This window comes from Dyadobacter psychrotolerans (assembly GCF_004349265.1).
GTDB lineage: Bacteria > Bacteroidota > Bacteroidia > Cytophagales > Spirosomataceae > Dyadobacter > Dyadobacter psychrotolerans.
Genome location: NZ_SMFL01000002.1, coordinates 124,332 through 147,654, shown reverse-complemented (window position 1 = coordinate 147,654; position 23,323 = coordinate 124,332). Strand labels below are relative to the sequence as shown.

17 protein-coding genes are annotated in these 23,323 nt (G+C 42.7%); 10 read left to right on the top strand and 7 right to left on the bottom strand.

Going from position 1 to position 23,323, the window contains the following annotated elements; genetic code table 11:
* Positions 1 to 85: 85 nt before the first annotated feature.
* The 5 genes from E0F88_RS04545 to E0F88_RS04525 all read right to left on the bottom strand — a co-directional run bounded on the left by E0F88_RS04545 (position 86) and on the right by E0F88_RS04525 (position 5,109).
* Entirely contained in the window at positions 86 to 1,258 is a 1,173-nt protein-coding gene (locus tag E0F88_RS04545) for a lycopene cyclase family protein (RefSeq protein ID WP_131956936.1), read from the bottom strand.
* Between the two features lie 54 nt (positions 1,259 to 1,312).
* Positions 1,313 to 1,876 carry a restriction endonuclease subunit S domain-containing protein gene (locus E0F88_RS04540; protein WP_131956935.1) on the bottom strand — a complete coding sequence of 188 codons (564 nt, stop codon included), beginning with the start codon at positions 1,874 to 1,876 and terminating at the stop codon, positions 1,313 to 1,315.
* 180 nt (positions 1,877 to 2,056) lie between these two features.
* Positions 2,057 to 2,809: a LytR/AlgR family response regulator transcription factor gene (locus E0F88_RS04535; protein ID WP_131956934.1), complete on the bottom strand. Its 753-nt coding sequence runs from the start codon at positions 2,807 to 2,809 to the stop codon at positions 2,057 to 2,059.
* Positions 2,806 to 3,972, bottom strand: a complete 1,167-nt coding sequence (locus E0F88_RS04530) for a sensor histidine kinase (RefSeq protein ID WP_131956933.1) — start codon at positions 3,970 to 3,972, stop codon at positions 2,806 to 2,808. Before E0F88_RS04530 ends, E0F88_RS04535 begins: the two co-directional genes overlap by 4 nt.
* A 240-nt stretch (positions 3,973 to 4,212) precedes the next feature.
* The gene (locus tag E0F88_RS04525; RefSeq protein ID WP_131956932.1) at positions 4,213 to 5,109 is read right to left on the bottom strand and encodes a helix-turn-helix domain-containing protein; all 897 of its coding nucleotides are present in this window, start codon (positions 5,107 to 5,109) and stop codon (positions 4,213 to 4,215) included.
* A 256-nt stretch (positions 5,110 to 5,365) separates the two neighbouring features.
* Here E0F88_RS04525 and E0F88_RS04520 point away from each other — a divergent pair, with 256 nt between their 5' ends.
* Both E0F88_RS04520 and E0F88_RS04515 read left to right on the top strand, forming a co-directional pair.
* Positions 5,366 to 5,779, top strand: a complete 414-nt coding sequence (locus tag E0F88_RS04520; protein ID WP_131956931.1) for a (R)-mandelonitrile lyase — start codon at positions 5,366 to 5,368, stop codon at positions 5,777 to 5,779.
* 75 nt (positions 5,780 to 5,854) lie between these two features.
* Positions 5,855 to 6,856 carry a carboxymuconolactone decarboxylase family protein gene (locus tag E0F88_RS04515; protein WP_165939993.1) on the top strand — a complete coding sequence of 334 codons (1,002 nt, stop codon included), beginning with the start codon at positions 5,855 to 5,857 and terminating at the stop codon, positions 6,854 to 6,856.
* A gap of 291 nt (positions 6,857 to 7,147) precedes the next feature.
* Here the strand turns inward: E0F88_RS04515 and E0F88_RS04505 are convergent, their stop codons facing one another.
* A complete protein-coding gene (locus E0F88_RS04505; protein ID WP_131956929.1) occupies positions 7,148 to 7,543 on the bottom strand; it encodes a DoxX family protein in 396 nt (131 codons plus the stop codon).
* A 717-nt stretch (positions 7,544 to 8,260) separates the two neighbouring features.
* Between E0F88_RS04505 and E0F88_RS04500 the strand changes: the two genes are divergently transcribed.
* The 6 genes from E0F88_RS04500 (at position 8,261) to E0F88_RS04475 (ending at position 19,418) form a co-directional block, all read left to right on the top strand.
* On the top strand, positions 8,261 to 11,407 hold the full coding sequence (locus tag E0F88_RS04500; protein ID WP_220466232.1) for a SusC/RagA family TonB-linked outer membrane protein: 3,147 nt from the start codon (positions 8,261 to 8,263) through the stop codon (positions 11,405 to 11,407).
* 11 nt (positions 11,408 to 11,418) lie between these two features.
* Complete coding sequence (locus E0F88_RS04495; protein WP_131956928.1) at positions 11,419 to 13,206, top strand: RagB/SusD family nutrient uptake outer membrane protein; 1,788 nt, start codon at positions 11,419 to 11,421, stop codon at positions 13,204 to 13,206.
* A gap of 442 nt (positions 13,207 to 13,648) precedes the next feature.
* Complete coding sequence (locus tag E0F88_RS04490) at positions 13,649 to 14,035, top strand: response regulator (protein WP_131956927.1); 387 nt, start codon at positions 13,649 to 13,651, stop codon at positions 14,033 to 14,035.
* Positions 14,036 to 14,315: 280 nt separating this feature from the next.
* Positions 14,316 to 17,138, top strand: coding sequence for a PAS domain-containing sensor histidine kinase (locus tag E0F88_RS04485; RefSeq protein WP_131956926.1), 2,823 nt, complete (start codon positions 14,316 to 14,318; stop codon positions 17,136 to 17,138).
* A gap of 2 nt (positions 17,139 to 17,140) precedes the next feature.
* Entirely contained in the window at positions 17,141 to 18,952 is a 1,812-nt protein-coding gene (locus E0F88_RS04480) for a GAF domain-containing sensor histidine kinase (RefSeq protein ID WP_131956925.1), read from the top strand.
* A 31-nt stretch (positions 18,953 to 18,983) separates the two neighbouring features.
* Positions 18,984 to 19,418, top strand: a complete 435-nt coding sequence (locus E0F88_RS04475; RefSeq protein WP_131956924.1) for a hypothetical protein — start codon at positions 18,984 to 18,986, stop codon at positions 19,416 to 19,418.
* Between the two features lie 200 nt (positions 19,419 to 19,618).
* Here the strand turns inward: E0F88_RS04475 and E0F88_RS04470 are convergent, their stop codons facing one another.
* Positions 19,619 to 20,350 (bottom strand): RtcB family protein, encoded by a 732-nt coding sequence (locus E0F88_RS04470; protein ID WP_220466231.1) that lies wholly within the window; start codon positions 20,348 to 20,350, stop codon positions 19,619 to 19,621.
* An 88-nt stretch (positions 20,351 to 20,438) separates the two neighbouring features.
* On the opposite strand from E0F88_RS04470, the gene E0F88_RS04465 reads away from it, so the two are divergent.
* Together E0F88_RS04465 and E0F88_RS04460 are read left to right on the top strand one after the other, a co-directional pair.
* On the top strand, positions 20,439 to 21,605 hold the full coding sequence (locus E0F88_RS04465) for an alpha/beta hydrolase (protein ID WP_229213675.1): 1,167 nt from the start codon (positions 20,439 to 20,441) through the stop codon (positions 21,603 to 21,605).
* 319 nt (positions 21,606 to 21,924) lie between these two features.
* Positions 21,925 to 23,322, top strand: coding sequence for an alkaline phosphatase (locus tag E0F88_RS04460; protein WP_131956923.1), 1,398 nt, complete (start codon positions 21,925 to 21,927; stop codon positions 23,320 to 23,322).
* The last annotated feature ends 1 nt before the right edge of the window (position 23,323 follow it).

Here is a 23,323-nt window from a genome sequence, read left to right as displayed (position 1 = left end):
GAAAGGAAGAATTTGAAAAATATTTTTTAAGTCAATTCTAAAATCGCGAATGATTTCCTGATTTCCATCAACCTGTTTGATTTAATTATCTGCCGAGAATTTTCTGATGAATTACCTGAATAAAAGGACCAATAAAATGTTTTGCTTTAAGACTGCGCATCACGGTCAGATCCTGGATGATGCTACTTTCCGAATCGAGAAAAGCAAAAACACTTTCAGCCTTCACATTTTTAAAAAGATCGGAAAATATTTCTTCGCCGTTATAGACGTTCTCATCAAGAACTTTTAGAATGGTTGCATCAAGTAATTTGTGTTTTGTGCTGATTGTTTCATCCTTAAAATACGGATGGCCATCATTTTTGAAAGAATCCAGAATTTTTGAAATGGTCTTTTGCGTATTTGTAAACGTATAACCCGATGAGCCCCGGGTATCCCCTCCTGCCACACCGATATTTATTACGTTCTCAGCCCTTCTTTCAAAGTTGTAATCGGTCATAGGAATGATGCCAAACTCACTTTCGAGGATTTCGTATTCATTAATTTCAAGCACCTCAGTGAGATACTCCTTAATTTTTAAATCATATTCTTCTGGCTCTAACAGCGACTTGGAAAAGATGGTATATTCCAGGAAAATCTCATTTTTATCCAGAGGCAGGACGTAAAAAAAAGTGGCTCCCTGCTGCTGCGATGTTCGAAAATCCATCAGGTACATCTCACCCGGATCGGCTTTGAACTGAGTGGTACGAATTCTTAAACCTTTGAAATGCTGTAAAAAATATTGGTTATGTGATTTCAGCTCCGGTTTTTTGTAAACTGAATTAAAAATATAACGCGCTGTATAGTTTCCGCTGGTCGTTTTTACGATACCGAATTTTTCTCCTCCATCGATGGAAATAATTTCTTCGTGTAAAAAACTGATATTTTTAAACTGACAGATAAAATTGAGAACATGTTCATAGAAGTCTATACTTCTGATCATGTTGTAAAGGTAGGCACCGTTTTGTAGTTTGAGGTGCAAACCGCTATTGGTGAAATATGATATTTTTTCCCATCGGCGAAAAATTACCTGCTCAAAATCAGACACTTCGGCTTCCTGTTGCCAGAAGCACCAGGTCCGGTCATTTTTTTCTTTGCGGCTTTTGTCAATGATCAGGATGGTCTCATTCTTCCAGATTCCTTCTTTTAACGCCCGGTAAACCAGACTTAGACCAGCCATTCCGCTTCCGCTGAGAATAATATCGTAATTTTTATTTTGCATCGACCAGTTAAGTCATTTGCAATAAATGTATGTGATTATTCTGTGTTTTATAAATTAATAATCCTGAAATGACCCGCGACCCATTTTGGTCAGGACAGCTTGCTGTTGTTCGTCGGCAATCAGCGGCACCTTCAAATCTTTTAAGGATGATACATTTATTGCTAACAAATTAGCATTTCCTTTTGCAAGGCGGTGGAGATATCCGGTTTGTCTGTAAACATCCAGAAGCAATGCAAGAAACGTGCTGTCATAATCATCCGCAGGTCTGATGCGAAGATATCTCGAGGTGTGAATTACCGTTTTTGCAGAATCGAACAGCACCGTTTTGCCAAGTCCTTTTTCACTGTTTCGGTGTGAAAAGACAATATCACCCGTTCTGAATTTATATTTCATGATTTCCCGTTCGGTAATTCTCATGAATTTATCTTCACCAAACACAAGCTCCTTCCCGGCAAAATGTTCAATAACCGTAACAGAACTCATCTCATCTGATGCATAATCTGAAACCTGATAAGCACAGCCCGTTACAATGGTAGCCACATTTTCGAGTTCCGTCATCGTAAAGTCTTTTGCGATACGATTTAAAGTCTGATAAAACGATGCTGCGAAATTTTCCATAAGTTGCGAATCGACCACGATTTTCCTTCAAAAAATACGGGCTGCCGGTTCAACAGCCACAGCCTGAAATTGCCGTATTTGAAAATGAAAGAAAAAACAAAAAAGCTGAATGACGCTTTTTTAAAGTCGACAAGCCGTTTTTTGATATCGAATGGTTTCCACGCTTCGACTGATTATGGCTTATTTGCCCAGCCAGTCCTTAAATTCGGTCACACGGTCGATGCTGACAAACACCTCGTAACCCGGTTCCGGGATCAGCTCCAGTTTGAGTTTTCCAGCAGAATAAGTAACGATTGACGAGATGGCGGAAAGGCAAACCAAAATACTTCGGTTTACCCGGAAAAACTTATTTGGATCAGTGAGCTGCACCAGCCGGTCTAGGCTGTAATCCACGGTAAACCTCCGTTGGTCATTGGTTACCAGAAATGCTGCCTTTTGTTCGTAGGAAAAATAGGCTACCTGCTCAACAGGAATGCTCAGCAGCTTCACCCCCCAGCTTACCAAAAACCGCTCTTTGATACTAATCTGAGGCGTTTCCTGAACTAATGACTTGCTGACAGATTCCGTCGGAGAAACAATTCTTTTGTATTTATCCAGCGCCTCACAAAGCTGTTGGTAATCAATCGGTTTTAAAAGATAGTCGATACTAAAACTTTTAAAGGCTTTTAAACTATACTCACTGTAAGCGGTTGTAAAAATGACAGGAATGCTGCTGTCAATGTTTTCAAGTATCTTAAAACCGTCATCGTCTTCGAGGTGAACATCCAGAAAAAGCAAATCAGGTAAATGATTATTTGTCTGACTGAAATATTCAAGTGTCTTTTTGACAGACGCGAACTGACCTAAAATTTCAATAGATGCATCATAGCGATGAATCAGATTTACAAGTCGCTTCGCAGTTTGATTTTCGTCTTCTATAATCAGCACATTCATGACAGCAGAGGTATTTTTACCACAAAATCTGATTCCGTTTTTTCGATAATTACCGGGGAAGCAGACAAAAGTTGGTAGCGTTTGATAATATTGTCTAAGCCGATTGCCGGAGAATTGCCGGTTTTGGACCTAAGGCGAATGGGATTGCTAACGATCAGAAACGTAAGTTCAGCACAGATTGTCACAGTCAACGGATCCTGTTCGGACATCTGATTGTGCTTGACGGCATTTTCGATCAGCAACTGAAGAGTCAAAGGAGCAATTGAATACTGGTATTTATAACTTTCAGGAATGTGAATTATGACGTTTAGTTTTTCTTCAAACCTCGCTTTTAACAAGTAGACATAAGTATCCAGAAAATCTAGTTCTGCACCGAGTTTAACGGTTTCTGCGCCGCTTTGATCGAGAATGTAACGGTAGGATTTTGAAAGCCGCCCAACAAAAAGAATCGATCTGGCCGCATCGGTCTCAATGAGTGAAGTCAGGATACTCAGACTGTTGAAAAGAAAATGAGGACTCAGCTGGTTTTTAAGTACGATCAGTTGAGCGTGCATGTGTTCGGTTTCCAGCCGCTCTGCATCCACCCTGATCTGCGCCATACTTTCGAGCATCCGTCTGTTGGAAACCAGATAAAACGTAGCCAGCATTGCCATGATTGTTAGGGCGGTGTTTGATTTACTTCTTTGACTACGACTTCGTTCAGAAATTAGCCTGATTACTTTTTCTGTATCGCCATTAACTTTCCGAAACTGACCAACCGATTGAGGATACATTCTGTTTGCAAAAAGATCGACGTTGAAGTGCCTGCTGTAAAACGACGCCATATTCAGCCACAGAAAAACAAATGCAGTATTAAACGCAACTGCCAATACAACGCCTGTAATAAAGGTTATCAGTTGCGTTACAGGCTTTATTTTGATTTTTTGATTGATTCGGTTTGAAAGAATCTGAATGTAGTCGATTATACTAATCCAGAGGCGAAAAAACACAACGTTGACCAGCCATTCTACGAGCCACAAAGGAAGTTTGCTGGTAAAAATTGCCCAGGTAAACTCAGGATTACTGACATAGATTCTAATGGGCAGATAGATCAAGACAATGCCCAGAGCGAGCAACCATTTCGATTTTCCTCCTGTCAATAAGCGCTGCCGGGTGTACTTCATGGGCCAATTCTGAAAGATCCGTTCAAAAATAAACTTAATTTTCCGGTTCTTACAAATCAGCAAAAACAGCTTCCCCTGCAACACTAAATCCGATAGCTGGAGAAAGCTGAAATTAAAACCATTTTGTTCACAAAAGCATATCCCTCAAAACCTGGTGAGTTTTCCTGGATCTCCTTGTAGCAATAGAAACTACTTTGCCACCCCAAAGGTCGATTCCATCGGATAGCCGCGCCTAAATCATTAGTTCAAACTCCTGTATTCATTCGGAGTCACGCCGGTTTTCTGCTTAAAAAGCCGGGTGAAATGCTGCTGGTATTTAAATCCAAGTTGAAAAGCAATTTCCCCAAATGAAGCATTGGCCCCGAATATTTTCATCTTGGCTTCCTCAATTAATCTGGATTGAATAAAATCCAGCGCCGTGTTTCCCGTTTCCTTTTTAATAAGATCGCCAAAATAGTTAGGAGATAAGTGGAGCATTTCCGCGCAGTAGGCTACACTTGGCAACCCCAAAGTTTGGGCTTTTCCTGATTTAAAATAGTCATTCAGCAAATCTTCAAAGCGTACCAAAATGTCTTTGTTTGCATTACTGCGGGTGATAAACTGCCGGTCATAAAACCGCATGCAATAATTGAGAAATAATTCGATGTTGGAAACAATGAGCGTCTTACTGTGCTTGTCGATATTTTGATCGATCTCGGCTCTGATCTTTTCAAAACAATCCACAATCGTTTCTCTTTCTTTTTTTGATAAATGCAACGCTTCATTGACTTCATAGGAAAAAAACGAGTAATCCTTAATGATTTTTCCAAGGTGCGTTCCTGCAATCAAATCGGGATGGAAAACTAGCGCGTAACCAGAGGGTTTCATTGATTTGCCCTTGCTGTCAATGCCATATACCTGTCCAGGAGATACAAAGACCAAAGTTCCATCTTCATAATCATAAGGCTTGCAGCCATACATCATATTACCGCATTTGATGTTTTTCAGAAATACGGCATAAACGGCCATATATCGCCTGAAATGCTGTATGGTTGGTATTTCATTAAAATTGACCACACTCACCAAAGGATGCAGCGTATCAGCACCCACCCAAGTATTATACTGCTTAACGGTATCAATTCTTTCTACCTGTTCCATATTTCCATCTGATTACAAAGCAAATATAATGATTCACAATCGCCTGAATCGGCTCTATGTAGCAGATCAGTAAAAGTGGTAAATAAACCAGTAATCTGTATAAAAATTCGCCATAAAAGATGGCCGACCTTTGTCATACCAAAAGAAAGAAAAAAAGTATAACATGAAACTAATCTTTAAATCAAGCCTTTACTTGCTGATAATCGCAGCATTAATTCCGTTCACAGTATATAGTCAAACTAAAGCTTCAACAAAAATGACAGATAATCAAAGCACAGCTCTTTTTCCAAAAGGAGACAAGCTGACAAACGGATACTTCACCGGGGACGCCTACTTGAAACCTCTTCTGGCACGTGACAAAAATAATGATTTTGCAATGGGTAGCGTAAGTTTTGAGCTGGGCGCCAGAACAAACTGGCACACGCATCCGAAAGGACAGGTTCTGATCGTAACGGAAGGGGCCGGGTTCTATCAGGAAAAAGGAAAACCGGCACAACCTATCAAAAAAGGGGATGTAGTCAACATTCCTGAGAATACGGAGCACTGGCATGGAGCGGCTCAGGCCACAAAAATGACCCATATCGCGATCACGAATTTTGAGGGCGGTACGAATGTGATCTGGCTGAAACCAGTATCTGATGAAGACTATAATGAGGTTAATAAACAATAAACACGCCAATCAATGAGCCGGGCCAAACCATTTTCATATGTGCTGCTTTTTTTGCTCATGTTAGCTTCAACTGTCATGAAAGCACAAACCGCAAAAGATCAGAAACAAGAGCTAAACCTTAAACAGCAAAGCATCATATCCATTTCCGCCCTGACTTCCAGCGGTGATCTGGAAAATCTGTCAAAGCAGCTGAACGCCGGACTGGATGCAGGCTTAACTGTGGAAGAAATCAAGGAAATCCTGGTGCAGCTATATGCATATTGTGGATTTCCAAGAAGTCTGAACGGGATTGCTACGCTTATGGCTGTCACAGAGAAAAGAAAGGCAAGCGGCCTTAACGAAAAGCAGGAAAAACCTGAAGTTTCAAAAAAATCTGTGAAGGATAAGTATGAGCAGGGCAGGACGGTTTTGGAAGAATTAACCAAAACACCGCAGTTGAAGCCGGCACCGGGATTTGGAGAATTTGCGCCAAGAATCGATGCATTTTTGAAAGAACATTTGTTTGCTGATATTTTTGAAAGCGAGGTGCTAACCTTTCAACAGCGGGAACTTGTGACCATTTCGGCTCTTGCCGCAATGCCCGGCGTAACATCACAATTGCAGTCTCATGTAAAGATGGGAATCAATACCGGTATCACAGAAAATCAGCTCATGGAAATAGCGGACCTGATTGAAAAATTTGTGAGCAGAACCCAGGCAAATTCATTACGGCAAGTCCTCGCAAAACCAGCGGTTCCCGTTATTGAAAACGGTATGATGGTTCGTATTTCAGAAATCGAAATTCTGCCCAAATACCTGTTTGATTATAATGCCATTCTTAAAGAAGAAGCGGCGGCTTCTATCAAAAAGGAACCGGGGGTAATTGCCATTTTTCCCATGAGCGGTAAAGAGCAGCCAACCCAGATCAGGATCATAGAAATCTATACCGATAACGCGGCTTATCAGTCACATCTAAAAACCTCTCACTTTCAGCATTATAAAACGGCAACGCTTAAAATGGTCAAGTCTTTAAAGCTTGTGGATATGAATGCCCTCGACTCAGAGACCATGTTGGAAATCTTTAAAAAATTAAAATAAAAGAAAAATCATTGGAACCACAATTGACCAGTCGACGATCGTATTTCCACCGTTTTACACCAACTTCGGAAGATCAATCCGTCTGGGTAAAAATGTACTTAGAAATTTGAAGGCGTTTACGTCTGACAATTTCGCAAAATATCTTGCGTCAAACATACAAGCCGTTAAGCTTCAATACATTAATTGTTAGGAATTTTATCGATTGATAAAAAATAAAATCAGGCTGAAGACAGTTTAATAACTTTTCAGCCTGACTGGTAATGAAGACTAATTCTGCGCCGATATTGAATATTAATTGCCTTTTTTGCTGGTACTTTTCAAAGCCCACCAAACCAGAACCGGCTGAAAAAACAGTCTTCCGAACCGTTTTTTATCAGAATCCAGCCCGAATGCATCCCTGTGATTAACAAGCTGGGATAAATTACCAGGAAACACTGCTGTGAAGAAGGCGGCGGCTATTTTCCCGACCGTATCACGTTGTTTTTTAGGGGTAAAAACCACTGCACTGCCCATCGCAATTTCAACGAAACCGGAGTAGACAACAGTGTCGTCCTTTTTTAGAGGAACAAAATCCGGCACCTGAGCCTGAAATTCTTTTCTCGCGAAAGTAAGGTGACTGATACCTGCAAAGATCAAACCTGCACCTAAAATTATTCTTGCGGTTGTTTTAATATCTTCCTCTTTCATGGATTTGAGTTTATTAATACTGTTTAAAAAAACTATTCCTCTCCAAAAACCCATCCATTAAAAACAGCCTGAAATTCCTGAATGCTGATAATACCTGCCGAAAATCCGGATTAACACTTTGTAACCAACTGTTACTTTTTAAGCACAAAATGCCTTTGATTGTCATTTAGACACATTTTGTGATTTATTGTAAATTTTTCTATCTGATTATTTGTATAATCTAATTAATTCTTAGTATCTCTGTAAAATATTTTAATAATGTCTAGTTTCCCTGCCGTAGTTTAACGCATGCGCAGTCTATTTTTTGATAGTTAACCTAACAAATCATGAAATCAAATTCTACCCTTTGCCTTTGTATTAAGACTCAGCAAAGTTGTCTCACGGTCTTAGAACTTCATCTAAAATTGTTTCAGAAATCAGATTCCTCTGTTTGAAACTGGTAAAATATTTAAGCACAGACCAAACAATTGCTCAGCGAACGGATAGCGGCCTGAGTATCTAATCTCCTCACTTCAGTAAAATCTTTGATCCGGCTGCTGCAGCTGCCGGTAGGTTGTTGTATTTTTTTCATTAAACATCTGCTGCCTATGATAAATCAATAGTGCTATATGCACGACTGACGACTTCAAGCGCGACCGGCTGAACTGGCCAGCCTGCGCAGCCTACCCCTCTATATAAATTTTGGCTTTTGTAAACTACCGTTTAAATAAATGATTTATGAGAAAATTCATTTACACAGGAAAGCTATATGCTGTTAATTATGAGCGTATTGCCTTGGTTATTATGCCGCTACTGCTTTTTTTAAGTATTTCGACAAATGCTCTGTCTGCCAAGCACACTGCTGAGATTGCCTTAAAAGGAAAAGTATCGGAAGAAAACGGATCGCCATTACCAGGCGTGAGTATTCTGATAAAGGGAAGCAATACCGGAACAACCACTGATTCAGACGGCTCGTATACGATTACCGTTCCTGACGCAAACGCTGTTTTGGTATTCAGTTATGTTGGTTTTGTAAAACAGGAAGTAATTGTCGGATCGCGTAACGTAATTGACGTAAAACTTTTGACCGATGCCCAGGCACTGACAGAAATCGTTGTTGTAGGTTATGGTGAGCAAAAGAAAGAAACCTTAACCGGCTCGGTAACAACAGTAAAAGGAACAGATATTGTCAAGTCACCGGCGGTAAATGTCAGTAACAGTCTTGCAGGAAGGCTGCCCGGCGTTACCCTGGTGTCGAGAAGTGGTGAGCCGGGCCAGGACGGTTCTACAATTCGTATCCGTGGCGTTAACACGCTGGGTAACAATGATGCACTGGTAGTGGTCGACGGGATTCCCGGCCGCTCGCTGGACAGGATTGACCCAAACAGCATTGAAACAATTTCGGTCCTCAAGGATGCATCGGCAGCTATTTATGGTGCGCAGGCAGCGAACGGTGTTATTTTGATTACTACCAAAAGAGGAAAAACCGGCAAGCCGACTATTACTTTCAACGCAAACCAGGGTTTCAGCCAGCCAACGATCCTTCCCGAGATGACCAATGCGGCTGAATATGCTCAAGCGCTTAATGAAGTTGATCTTTACCGTAACCGCTCGCCGCGCTACACCGCTGAGGACATTGCTAAATTTGCGGACGGATCTGATTTATGGAAGTATCCCAATACGGACTGGTTCGAATCCATCTACAAAAAATGGTCGGGTCAGCATTTTTACAATGCGACAGTTTCGGGAGGAAGTGAAGCAGTTCGCTATTTTGTTTCCCTTGGAACAAAAACACAGGACGGGTATTATAAAAACAGCGCAACCAAATACACCCAGCACGATTTCCGTACGAATTTGGATGCAACAATTACTAAAAATATCAACCTGCGTTTTGATGTTTCGGGCCGTATGGAAGATAAAAACTATCCAACCCGCTCCGCCGGAGATATTTTGTGGATGGTCATGAGAGGAAAACCCAACATGCCTGCCTATTGGCCAAACGGAGCTACCGGACCCGATATTGAATACGGGAATAACCCGGTGGTGGTCAGCACCAACCAAACAGGCTACGACCGGGACAAATGGTATGTGCTCAACAGTACCATTCAGCTTAATGTAAAAATTCCATGGATACAGGGACTTTCGCTGACCGGAAACACAGGTATTGACAAAGGTTTTAATTTCCGTAAACGGTTCCAGACACCATGGTATCTGAATTCCTGGGACGGAACAAGCCGGGATGCCAACGGACAACCAATATTGGTAAGAGGAAAAAAGGGTGTCGGTGACCCGAACCTGAATGAGTATATGGAAGACAAACAGGATATTTTGCTGAATGGTTATTTAAACTACGAAAAAGCATTTGGCACCAATCACATGGTCAAATTTTTGGTAGGTACCGAAAAGCGTTCCGGAAACGGCGACAAGTTCTCAGCCTATCGCCGCTACTTTGTGTCCAACTCACTCGATCAGCTCAATGCGGGTGGTGATGCAGAAAAAGACAACACCGGTACGGCTTATCAGAGTGCAAGGATGAATTATTTTGGCCGGGTCAATTACGGTTTCAAAGAAAAATATCTGGTAGAATTTGTGTGGCGGGTGGATGGATCCTACATTTTCCCCGAAGCAAAACGTTTTGGTTTTTTCCCTGGTGTTTCAGCCGGATGGAGAGTTTCGGAAGAAGAGTTCTGGAAAAACAATCTTGGATTTATTAACCAGTTTAAACTGCGTGCTTCCTGGGGACAAACCGGTAATGACCGCATTGAAGAATGGCAGTATCTGGGAACCTACGGATTTCAGACCCAGAATATGGTTTATGGCGTAACAACAGAAAGTAAAACCCTGGGAGAAACACGGATCCCGAATCCAAATGTTACTTGGGAAGTTGCGAACCAGGCCGACATTGGCTTTGACGCAAGTCTTTTGAACGACCGGCTGAACATCACCTTTGATGTATTTGACTATCGCCGTTCAAAATTGCTTTGGAAAAGAAATGCTTCCGTCCCCTCTTCCACCGGACTGACTCTGCCCAGCGAGAACATAGGAAAGACTTCCAATAAAGGATTTGATTTTAATGTTTCCTACCGCGGACAAGGTGGTGATCTGAAATACACATTCTTTGTAAACGGCGGGTATGCGATCAACAAGGTTAATTTTATTGACGAATCACCCGGAAGACCTGATTATCAGCTCATAACCGGTCATCCGCTGCCAACCAAACCAGCCGACCAAAATCAGCCTTTTGATCCTGACCGGGATTTGTACTATGAATCGATCGGCATTTTCAAAGACCAGTCAGCAGTCGACAATTATCCACACTGGGGCGGTGCCCGCCCGGGTGATGTGATATTCAGAGATGTAAACGAAGATGGGAAAATTGACGCCAACGACCGCGTTCGTAATTACAAAACCGACGTACCGCGTTTTCAGGGTGGACTTGGTACCAATCTACAGTTTAAAGGATTTGATTTATCAATCCTGTTCCAGGCTGCAACCGGGGCATTGAGATACCTTTCTCTGGAAAGCGGTGATTTTGGAAATTACTGGAAAGAAGACTTTGACGGAAGATGGACACCCGATAACATCAATGCAAGCAAACCACGCGCAAGCAACCGAAGCGACGAATACTGGCGGTCACAGAGAAACACTTACCTGTTGCATAATACCAACTATGTAAGACTTAAAAATCTCGAATTCGGCTATACGATACCATCGGGCCTAGCTACCCGCCTGGGACTTCAGAACTTACGTTTTTATGTGAATGGTAACAATCTTGCCACTTATTGCCCTGGCCTGAAAGGTTTTGATCCGGAGGATAATAATACGGGAGGAATCAATTATCCGCTGGCCAGAGTTGTCAATGGCGGTCTTTCGCTGACATTTTAACTGATATCAAGATGAAAAAAATAATCGTTTTGCTAACCGTTGTACTGCTGCTTTGGAATAACACTTCCTGCCAGCAGGATTTTCTCAACAAGCAACCTCAGGACCAGTTTTCAGATGATGCTGTCTGGAATGATGCAGCTTTAATCCAGACATTTATTAACAATACCTACCGCGGACTGGGGCATGGGTTTAACAATGTGATGTTTTCGACATACAGTGACGAGTCGATGGCTGTTTGGGGACCGGTTGTGAATGTTACAAAAGGACTGATCAATTCCAGCGACATCAACGACTGGGCTTATGACAGAGCTGCCTATTATGTCTGGGACAACGTTTATAAGAACATTCGCGCCTGCAATTTGTTTTTTTCCAAAATAGAAACGGCAACCACGCTCGATGATGCAACAAAAAAAATGTACATGGGCGAAGAGCATTTCGTCCGTGCCTATCTGTATCACAATCTGGTTTCTGTTTATGGCGGTGTGCCCATTATCACACAGGCGTATGCGCTGAACGAAGATTATGCGGTACCCAGAAATACTTATGAAGAATGCATCAAATTTATTGCCGATGAATGTGACAAAGCGGCTGCCCTGCTTCCTTTAACACAGTCTGCCGGCAATCTGGGAAGAGCCACCAAAGGCGCAGCGCTTGCACTCAAAGCCCGCACACTGCTTTATGCGGCAAGTGACCTTTATGCAAACCCAACCTGGGCAGCCGGTTATGCAAACACTGAACTGATCGGATACAAAGGCGGTGAGAGAACGGCAAGATGGAAGGCGGCAAAAGATGCTGCCAAGGCTGTGATGGATTTAGGTGTTTACAGTTTAAATGCGCCAAATCCTGCAACCATTGCCGATGCGTCCAAAAACAGAGCGGATATGTTCGTTTCCAAACAATCATCGGAGGACATTCATGTACGTTTCTTTTTAGCCAAGCTGGATAATGACGGCGCGTGGCCGGGCCGATCAAATGGCCCTAATGGCTACCACAACTGGGGCGGAAACACGCCGCTCGGTCAGCTGGTCGACGATTATGAGATGAAGGATGGCACCAAATTTTCCTGGACTAACCCTGCCCATGCCGCCGATCCGTACGTTGGAAGGGATTCGCGGTTGTACGCTGATATACTTTTCGAAGGGGCACAATGGCGTCAGCGACCTGCCGATGTTATCGATAAAGACCCTAAAGGAATTATTCAGGTAGGTTACTGGGAAAAATGGAACGCAGCCACGTCAAAAATGGAGGTGGTGGCCGGGCTGGATACCCGAAAAGGACCTATTGAAGACTGGAATGGCACCTACTCTGGTTACTACCTTAAAAAGTTTATGGATCCGGCCGTCGATGCACAGTTCTTCCGTTCTGAGGTACCGTGGCGGTTTATCCGGTATACCGAAATTCTGCTGAATTATGCCGAGGCGTGCATCAACCTGGGAGAAGATGTGGAAGCAAAAAAATATCTTAACATGATTCGTAAACGTGCTGCCATGCCGGATATAACCGAAACCGGAGCGGCGTTAATGAAACGTTATCAAAATGAACGCCGGGTAGAAATGGCCTATGAAGAGCAGCGCTTCTTTGATGTCAGACGCTGGATGATCGCTCCTCAGGTATATTCCAATGGCCGTGGCGTGGAAGCAACTTATAAACTGAAAGATGATAAAACCACGTCTGCGAAGCCTACATACAAAATCATTGAAGTACAGCAGCGTGCCTGGGTGGACCGGAATTATTTTCTGCCAATCAAACTGGATGAAATCAACAAAAACAAAAAGCTCATTCAGAATCCGGGGTATTGATATTTAGTATTAGAAATAAATTAGATCATCAGGATCGTCAGCGATATGTAAACTGACTTCGTTTACTTTACAGAAGTGATTGGCCACCTTACCCGGTTGGCCGTAGAGTAGAGTTTTGCATTAAGGGCATTGGGTATATCCGGTGCCCTTATTATAATAACAAGATAATTAAGTTACTGTGCTTTTTACATATCCTGAATCATAACCGCAATTTACTAAAGTCAAAATTTAACTTTTAACAGGACCTACATCAGCCGTTAAGGTCAGGATTTATTGGATTATACGAAAGTTAGCGCTGACCACACGTCAGACAGTAAAATTAACCGACAGGAAAGATTACAAAATTCCGGCAAGTAATTACCTTTACGGCTTTATTTTAAATAACGCAGAATAATCCTGATACTTTGACCAGGTATTTTAGTTCGGTCACACAATTTCCTCTATGAATAGCAGCACAATTTATTTAGCAGACGACGATCCTGATGACCGCTTCCTGATTAAAGAAGCCATTAATGAAATTTATAAACAGATTACTTTTATTGAAGCTGCTAACGGACTTGAATTACTCAGTAGCATCGAATCGCTGACTGATCCGTCACAGGCTTTGATTTTACTGGATATGAATATGCCTATGATGAATGGGCTTGAAGCAATCACAGCCATTAGAAAAAATCCCAGATTTTCCTCAGTACAGGCAATTATGGTTTCGACTTCCTCCGATCCGTCGCTTGCCGAACGTGCCCTTCAAGCAGGCATAAACAGCTTTTTCACTAAACCGGACACTTTTGAAGGTTTTGTAAATTTAGCTAAAAACCTAAAAACCATTTAGTTATACAAAGAATAAGGTTTAAATTTCTTCAATGGCAGTACCTATAAAATGAATTAGAGCCAACAATCATCTTTATAGGTACACTTTTTTTCTGATCAAAACCGGAATAGTTATCTCAGTTAAGCCACATACCAAATTGGTGGTCGCAATGTTGTTTGGCTCAGGCCTTTTGTAAAGCTGCTGGCAAATTTATCGCTGAGACTGACTATATCCAATCAGGTTCATTACTCTAATCACCGCATTTACTGCGCAGGGTCAATATTAAAAAGACAATAAATTAATGGCTGGCAATAATTCTTCCGGGCGTAGTGCCATCAAAGAGAGCCTGAATAAAGAACTTGCTTTGAAAGCGGCCCGTTTGGGTACCTGGGAGCTTCATACAGCAACGAATACATTAAATCTGGATGATTGCTGCCGCGAACTATTAGGCCTGCCTGACTCAGATTTTGTTTCTTTTGAAGATGCAATTAGCCGTATTCATCCGCACGAGGCACCCGTTATAAAAGAAGCGATCCAAAATGCTTTGGATCCAATAGGGTCCGGAATATTTGAACATTCTTTCCGTTTAACACAATCTGATAAAGAGCCAATCCGGTGGGTTCGTTTTACAGGTCAGGCTTATTTTGACAAAAATGGGCAAACAGAGCTTTTCACGGGCATTGTCCAGGATGTTACCGACCAGGTTTTACTGATTAAAAAGCTTCAGGAAAACGAAGCAAAACTTGCATCGTTAATAGAGCAAGCCCCAGTTGCCACCTGCCTTTTTGAAGGTAAAGACATGAAGATCGGCCTTGCCAACAATCTGATGCTTGATATTTGGGGTAAGGGTTCCGGAGCAATCGGAACACCGCTTTCACAGGCAATTCCCGAATTGTCTGACCAGCCGTTTCCGGATTTGCTTAGGCAGGTCTATGAGACATGCGAAACCTACGAAGGCAAGGGTGAAGCTGCGGTTCTGGAAAGGAATGGTATTTTAGGAACTTATTATTTTGATTTTAGCTATAAACCGATTCGTAATGCCACCGGAGATGTTTACGCGGTCATGGACATGGCCGTAGACGTTACCGAGCAGGTACTTGCACGCAGGGCACTCGAAGAAAGTGAGGACAGGCTGCGTTCGGTGATCGCTACGGCACCGGCAGCAATCGGGCTTTTTGTAGGCCGTGATCTGGTTGTCGATATGCCAAACCAGGCATTTATTGACATTGTTGGAAAAGGCGGTGACATTGTCGGAAAGCCGCTTCGTGAAGTAATGCCAGAACTTGAAAATCAGGCTTTCTTACAGATTTTGGACGATGTGTTCACATCGGGAAAAATGTATCAGAGCTTCGGCATACAGGTTGATATTGTGCAACAGGGTGTGATGACCAATAATTTCTATAACATTACGTACTCCCCTCTTTTTGATGCAGATGGAAAAGTTTATGCCATTCTGGATATAGCCATTGATGTAACAGAAAAGATCCATGAGCAGCAAAAGATTGAAAAGAGCCGTATGGAGCTGCTCGCTTTATTTGAACAATCGCCGGTTGCCATTGCCATGATACGTAAAGAAGATCTGGCCTTTACAATGGCCAATCCTTTTTATGGCGATCTGGTAGGACGACCCGCAGAAAAAATCATTGGCAAACCGCTGCTGGAAGCGCTGCCTGAACTCGATGGCCAGGGATTTGACGGGCTTTTAAGAAATGTTATTGACACCGGCATTCCTTTTATTTCTCAAGAACAGCCCGTCGAACTTCTCCGAAATAATGAGCTTGAAACGATTTATGTAGACCTCATTTATCAGGCTCAAAAGGAGCTTGACGGATCCGTAAGCGGCATCTTGGTTATTGCCACGGATGTTACACAGCAGGTATTGGCAAGAAAATCCATTCAGGAGGCGGAAGCTGCACTGCGCGGAGCTGTGGAGCTGGCAGATTTAGGAACCTGGGAAATAGATCTTGAAACAAAAATCCTTACCTATTCAGAAAAATTGAAAACCTGGTTTGGTATTGGGCCGGATGAAATTATCACTGTTGACAGAGCTTATGTACCTGTAAGAATTTCTGATCGCGAACTGATAAAGACTTCAATAACTCATGCCATCACACCGGGAACGGATGGCATGTACGATGTTGAATATACCCTCGAAGCGGCCCAAACCGGGAAGGAACGTATCGTTAGGGCACAGGGAAAAGCATTTTATAACCAGCACGGAAAAGCTTATAAATTAATTGGAAGTGCACAGGATGTCACAGAAATCCGGAAAAGACAACTTGCACTGGAACAAAAAGTACAGGAAAGAACCGAAGAACTTGCCACTGCAAATGAAGAAATGGCAGCGATAAATGAGGAATATTATGCTATTAATGAAGAGCTTTCCGAATCTAACAGTCTGCTGATCAAGTCAAACGAAAACCTGCAGAAGTTTGCTTACATCGCTTCACACGATCTGCAGGAACCCTTAAGGAAAATTCAGGCCTTTTCAGACCTGATTATGCGCCGTCATGCCGAAGCTTTAGGAGATGGTATTGACCATTTGCAGAGAATACAGCTGGCAGGAAAACGAATGTCAAATCTGATCAAAGACCTGCTTTCTTTTTCACGCATTTCAGTCCAGCAGGATAACGACATTCCGGTTTCCCTTACCTGGGTTCTCAAAACGGTATTGACGGATCTTGACCTGGCTATTGAGGAATCCGGTGCCGAGGTAACCTCCGATCCGCTCCCTATGATTCGTGGCGAAGAATCCCAGCTTGGCCAGTTGTTTCAGAACCTGATCAGCAATGCCATAAAATTCCGGCGTAAAGATCTTGCCAGCAAAATACATATTTCTGCCAAAATGCTGACCGCCATTGAATTGCCTGGAAAAGTTCTTCCAACAAGGGTTACGTCAAATTACCATTGTATTGAAGTTACAGACAACGGTGTAGGCTTTAGCGAGCAGTATGCGGAAAGGATTTTCGAAGTTTTTCAAAGGCTCCACGCGAATGAAAAATATGAAGGAACAGGCATAGGTCTGGCCATCTGTGAACGCGTTGCGGCTAATCATGGCGGTGCAATTTCGGCAAGCAGCCAGCCCGGAAAGGGAGCAACTTTCAGCATCTATTTTCCGGCCTGATTATGGAAAACCCAAAAATATTGCCCGGAGAAGAAAACAGAATAGCTGCCTTAAACAGTTATAACATACTTGATACACTGCCTCAGCAGGAGTACGACGATTTAACAAAACTGGCTTCGGAAATCTGCCAGACGCCAATTTCGCTGATCAGTTTACTTGATGACACAAGACAATGGTTTAAATCACACCACGGACTCGACGTCAGCGAAACACCGCGTGAATATGCCTTTTGCAACCATGCAATAATTAATCCGGACGAAATTATGATCGTCAATGATTCACGACAGGACACCCGGTTTCTGGATAACCCTCTCGTTACAGGCGATCCTTATGTGATATTTTACGCGGGAGTTCCTTTGGTGGATTCAAATGGATTTGCGCTCGGCTCACTTTGTGTGATCGACCATGCACCAAAAAAACTTACAGCGGGACAGCTTTCTGCCTTACAGACTCTTGCCAATCAGGTGGTTAAACTTTTGGAACTAAGAAGGACCAACAGCGAACTAAAATCCGCAAAGCGTCAGCTGGAAGAACGCAATGCGCTGCTTGACAAGGTAATAGACAAACAGACAGAGAATGAAGTAATTATTAAAAAATCTCAGGACGAACTTCTCGAAACGAATCAACATCTTGAAATGGCTTTGCTGGCTGGTAATCTGGGATCTTATGCCCTTCATTTACAAACCGGTATCATCAGTTCTACAAACCTTTTTAAGGCCAATTACGGTTTGCCCTCGAAAGCACTTTTAAACTTTTCTGAACTGGTGGAATGTATTTTACCGGATGAGCGTCAGAAAATGCTTGATTTGGTTGAAAATGCAGTGCTTACAAAGGGAGTCTATCAGGCAGAATACCGGGTAAAATGGCCGGATGGACACATTGCCTGGATTTCAACATCCGGAAAATGCGTTTATGACGAGGAGGGTAATCCCGTAAAAATGGTGGGAACAACACGCAATATTTCCAAGCAAAAAGCTTTGGAAGAAAATATGGAAAAACTGGTTTCCGAACGTACTGACCAGCTTTTGGAAGCGAACCGCTCTTTACTTGAACTAAACCAAAAAGTGTTTGCAAGTAATGAAATATTGAAGAAATCGAATGCCAGTCTTGAACAGTTTGCTTTCGTGGCATCACACGATTTGCAGGAACCGTTAAGAAAAATCCAGTCCTTTGGCGATCTGCTCCATAAACGGCATGCGGAAAATCTGGGTGCCGGTACGGAATATCTGAACAGGATGCAATCCGCCGCCGGAAGAATGTCCTCACTGATACGTGATCTGCTCGCTTTTTCACGTATAACAGTCCGGGATGAGACTCCTGCAAAAGTATCGTTGAGCTGGGTAGTAAAAACGGTACTTGACGATCTTGAATTGGCGGTACAGGAAAGCGGTGCTATAATCATTACAGAACCATTGCCAATGATTTATGGTGATCAGAGCCAGCTAGGTCAGGTATTTCAAAACCTGATCAGCAATGCCATCAAATTCAGGATTGCAGGCAACATTCCTCAAATCCGGATTAGCCACAAAGAAGTTGCACAATCAAATCTGCCTTCTACCGTAAATCCTGTTGGCAAAACAGACAGTTACCACTGTATTGAAATAGCAGATAACGGAACCGGTTTTAATCCGCAGCATGCCGGCAGAATCTTCGAGGTGTTTCAACGGCTTCACGGTCAAAATGAATTCCCGGGTACAGGAATAGGCCTGGCAATCTGCGAAAGGGTTATTGCCAATCACGGAGGTGCGATCACTGCAACAAGCCAGCCGGATCAGGGTGCAGTTTTCGGCATTTATCTTCCGATGCAATCATAAACTGTTTAAAATAAAACCTCAACCTCTGTACATGTTTTCAACACCGGATTTTGCCAGATTACAACCAACATCTGACAGTTTAAATATAATCCTGAAGAACACAAACTTTCCTGATAACATACTCGACGAGGCTGCAAAGATCAATCTGGAAATAAAATATTATTCCGGTCTGACTTTACTGTTCCTCAAATTTTCACAGCCTTATCATGATTTTTTTGAGATTTTAACGTATCAGGGCTTTCGGGGATCACAAATGGATTGGCTTGACAAAAACCCGGTTATTATCAAACTGGTCATGTCTGATACTGTCATAACTGATAAACTAACCACAAGAGAATTTGAACTCGACACGGATGAAAGTATAGTTTTAAGAACAAATTTAATCGCTCAAAAATCACTCACCCAGGAACAGATTAAATACGCCGAAGAATACATCTACTCTAATTTAGATAAATTTTTGAAGTAGTTAAATGGATCTGAATTGTGATAATACAAAGTTAAAATCCAAAGCAGCACGAAATTGCTTTTTATAGTATTTAACAATTACCAACCCTTTTCGTTTAAAGTTAATATCGACTACGCAGTATTCCAGCATAGTCGATATGGAATCTTTAATTTTGTTTCTATGTGTATGAACTGCCAATGTAAAACTTTGAACTCAAAACCTTAATCCTCCGCTTTTTCTTTCGGATCTGCCATTCGTACTATTCTTGGCTGAAAGCTGGCAAGCACTTCAACCAGATCAGCCTGAGCGGCCATCACTGCATGAATATCTTTGTAAACCATTGGTGCTTCATCCAGTCCGGAACCAATCAGTGTAATCTTTTTATCAATAAGATTTTGCGCAACATCTTCCTTGTTAATCATTTTGAAAGCAGCGCTTCTGCTCATTATTCTGCCGGCACCATGTGAAGCCGAATTAAGGGAAGTAGATTCCCCTTTTCCGCGAACAACAAAGCCAGGTGTACTCATTGATCCCGGAATAATTCCCAAAACTCCTTTACCGGCCGGTGTTGCGCCTTTTCTATGCACCATTACATCGGTTCCATCCGCCAGTTTTTCTTTCCAGGCAAAATTATGGTGGTTTTCAATTCGCATGACTGGATTTAAATTCAAAGACCTGGCGATTTTATTATGTATTTCATGATGATTGGCAGAAGCATAATCGCCAGCCAGATTCATCGCCAACCAGTATTCCTGCCCTTCTTCGGTATTCATATCCAGCCAGGCCAGGTTTTTCGCTTCTTTCGGCAACTGCGTTTTCTGCATGGCAATACCGGAATAAGTATTAGCAATAGTTCCGCCAAAACCTCTTGAACCTGAGTGAGATAATAAAGCAAGATAACTTCCTGCCGGAACATTTTCCAGTGCATTTTCAGAAACGAAAGTCAACTTCATTGTTCGCTATTGATTATAAAATCCACCCGAAACGAAATCCATAGTTTAATATCTTTCGTAGGTATGCACAACTTCAAACCATAAAAAAATGAATATGCATTTTAAACAATCAACAAATGAAACCCGTAATAGCGTCCAGCGCAGCTCGATAGCCGCGTTATTTCTTATGTCGGCAATGTTTTTCTCCTGCGGAGGATCTTCCGAGAAAACAACTGATACCGACTCTCTGGCTGTGGCAGAAGATACTACGGAAGCTTTAAAAACCATCAAACCGGACAGCGCAGCGCCGGCATGGGCTCCTGATATTAAGGATGAAATGTTGGCGGTTATCGAAAAACTGGCAAGCTACAAGGATACACCAATCGCAAAACTTACCGCTCAGCAGGCAAGAAAAAACCATACACCTAATGACGCAGTAATGGCTCTTGTAGCAGAAAATAACATTCCTATGCCTGCTTCTATGGTCGACACCTCCGGCAAAGAAATTCCGGTAAAAGGCGGTAACATTCATGCCCGGATCTACACACCTAAAACAGGCAATGCTCCTTTTCCTGTTATTGTTTACTACCATGGAGGCGGTTTTGTAATTGCAGATCTTGATGTGTACGACGCTTCTGCCAAAGGGCTGGCTGAGCAGACAGGTGCAGTAGTTGTATCAGTTGCTTACAGGCTGGCTCCGGAACATAAATTCCCGACTGCTCACAATGACGCTTTTGCCGCATACGAGTGGACTTTGAAAAATGCTGTAGCGATAAAAGGCGACCCTAAAATGATTGCTGTTGCCGGAGAAAGTGCCGGAGGAAACCTGGCGGCAAACGTAAGCATTATGGCAAGGGATAAGGGAGTACAACTTCCGGTTCATCAGCTTCTGGTTTACCCGGTTGCGGGTTCGGACATGAACACAGAGTCATATCAGAAAAACGCAGCTGCTAAACCGCTTGACAAACCGATGATGGCGTGGTTTGTAAAAAATTATCTTAATAACATGGGAGAAGCCAAAGATCCAAGGATCAACCTGGTTGCAGCAAATCTGAAAGGACTTCCGCCGACAACGATCGTTACCGCTGAAATCGACCCGCTTCTTAGTGACGGCCGTATGCTTGCAGAAAAACTAAAAGCAGCAGATGTAAAAGTGGACTCCAAAAATTATGATGGTGTGACCCATGAATTTTTCGGAATGGCAATCATAATCCCGCAGGCCAAGGATGCACAGGCCTATGGTTCTGATGCTTTGAAGGCTGCGTTTAAAAAGTAGTTAATTCAGGATTATTTAATATTTTAAAAGTTTTAAAGGGCTGATAGTTTCGACTGTCTGCCCTTTTTTCATTCCCGAGACTGCTGAAAACTTAATAACGGATGGGTAAACAGAACACATTTTCCATGGCTGGATATTGTTAAATAGTAACGCTGCCAATGATCGCGCGATCAAAAGCTTAACACAATCATAAAACACAATTCAGTATCCTCAACCGGGCAATGACGTTTTTTGCAGATTATAAACATTTTGAAATTCTTAGGTCGGAATCAATTCAAAATTCACAATCAATCTGCATTATAGCATTACCCGGTTCAATATGAAAAGAAGAGATTTTTTTACCAGCGGCTCACTTGCGCTGCTTGGCACATCGCTGATCAACCCGCTTTCCGTAACTGCAAACAACCTTCAATCCCGTAAGGAGAAAACTGCCAAAAATATCATTTTTATGGTTAGTGATGGCATGAGTACCGGCACATTAAACATGGCCAGCTTACTATCGCAGCGCAGAAACGGACGCCAAAGCAACTGGATTAAACTTTACCGGGAAAATATGGGAAGGCGTGCTCTGATGGATACGTCTTCATCCAATGCGCTGGTGACAGATTCAGCAGCCGGAAGTTCGGCCTGGGGCGGAGGCGTGAAAGTGCCAAACGGTTCTTTGAACGTCAATGCCGACGGAAGTTTTAATAAACCCATTTTACAAAAATTTAAACAGGCAGGTAAATCGGTTGGCTGTGTGACAACTGTTTCCATTACACATGCGACTCCGGCGGGCTTTTGTGTAAATAACAAATCCCGGGGCGATGAATATGAAATCGCAGGACAATATCTGGATTTGAAGTTTGACGTGATGATGGGCGGCGGAAGTAAATTTTTCAGCAAAGAAACCCGGAAAGACAAAGTTGATTTACTCGAAAAATATAATACAGCAGGCTACACGCTCGTAGCTAACCGTGACGAGATGAATGCACTAAGCGCCAGAACGGACAAACCGGTGCTCGGACTTTACGCTCAAAATGGCCTTCCTTACACGCTTGACTCGATGCACGACGAGGCGCTGCAAAAAAGTGTCCCAACACTTGCCGAAATGACGCAAAAGACCATCGAGATTTTATCCCGGAACAGCAAAGGATTTGTCATGCAGGTTGAAGGCGGCAAAGTAGACTGGGCAGCACATGCAAATGATTCGGCCGGATTATTATATGACCAGATCGCCTTTGACGATGCGATAAAAGTTGCATTGGAATTTGCTGCAAACGATAAGGAAACCCTTGTAATCATGACAACTGACCATGGAAACGGCAACCCGGGCTTGTTTGGCAGCGATAAGGATTTCGACAGAATTCAACATTTTAAACACACCAATGACTGGATACTAAACGGAATAACGAACAAGTTTACGACCGCCCAGGTAATCGAACGCATCGAAGCTGCTCAGGGTTATGCAATCAAAGCAGCTGAGGCTCAGACACTGTTGAGCGCTTACACCAAAATGGATGGCGACGGCCTTTATAATCCATACAAACTTCCTTTTCAGCAGCTGGCGCAGATTCAGTCGTCCTATATTTCTGTCAATTGGGCGAGTATGGGACATTCAGGTGATTTTGTTGAACTGGCTGCTTTCGGGCCGGGAAGCGAACTTCTGATGCCATTTGTAAAAAACACCGATCTGCATGAGCTCATGCTTCAGGCAAGCGGCGTAAAAAGCGTCTAAC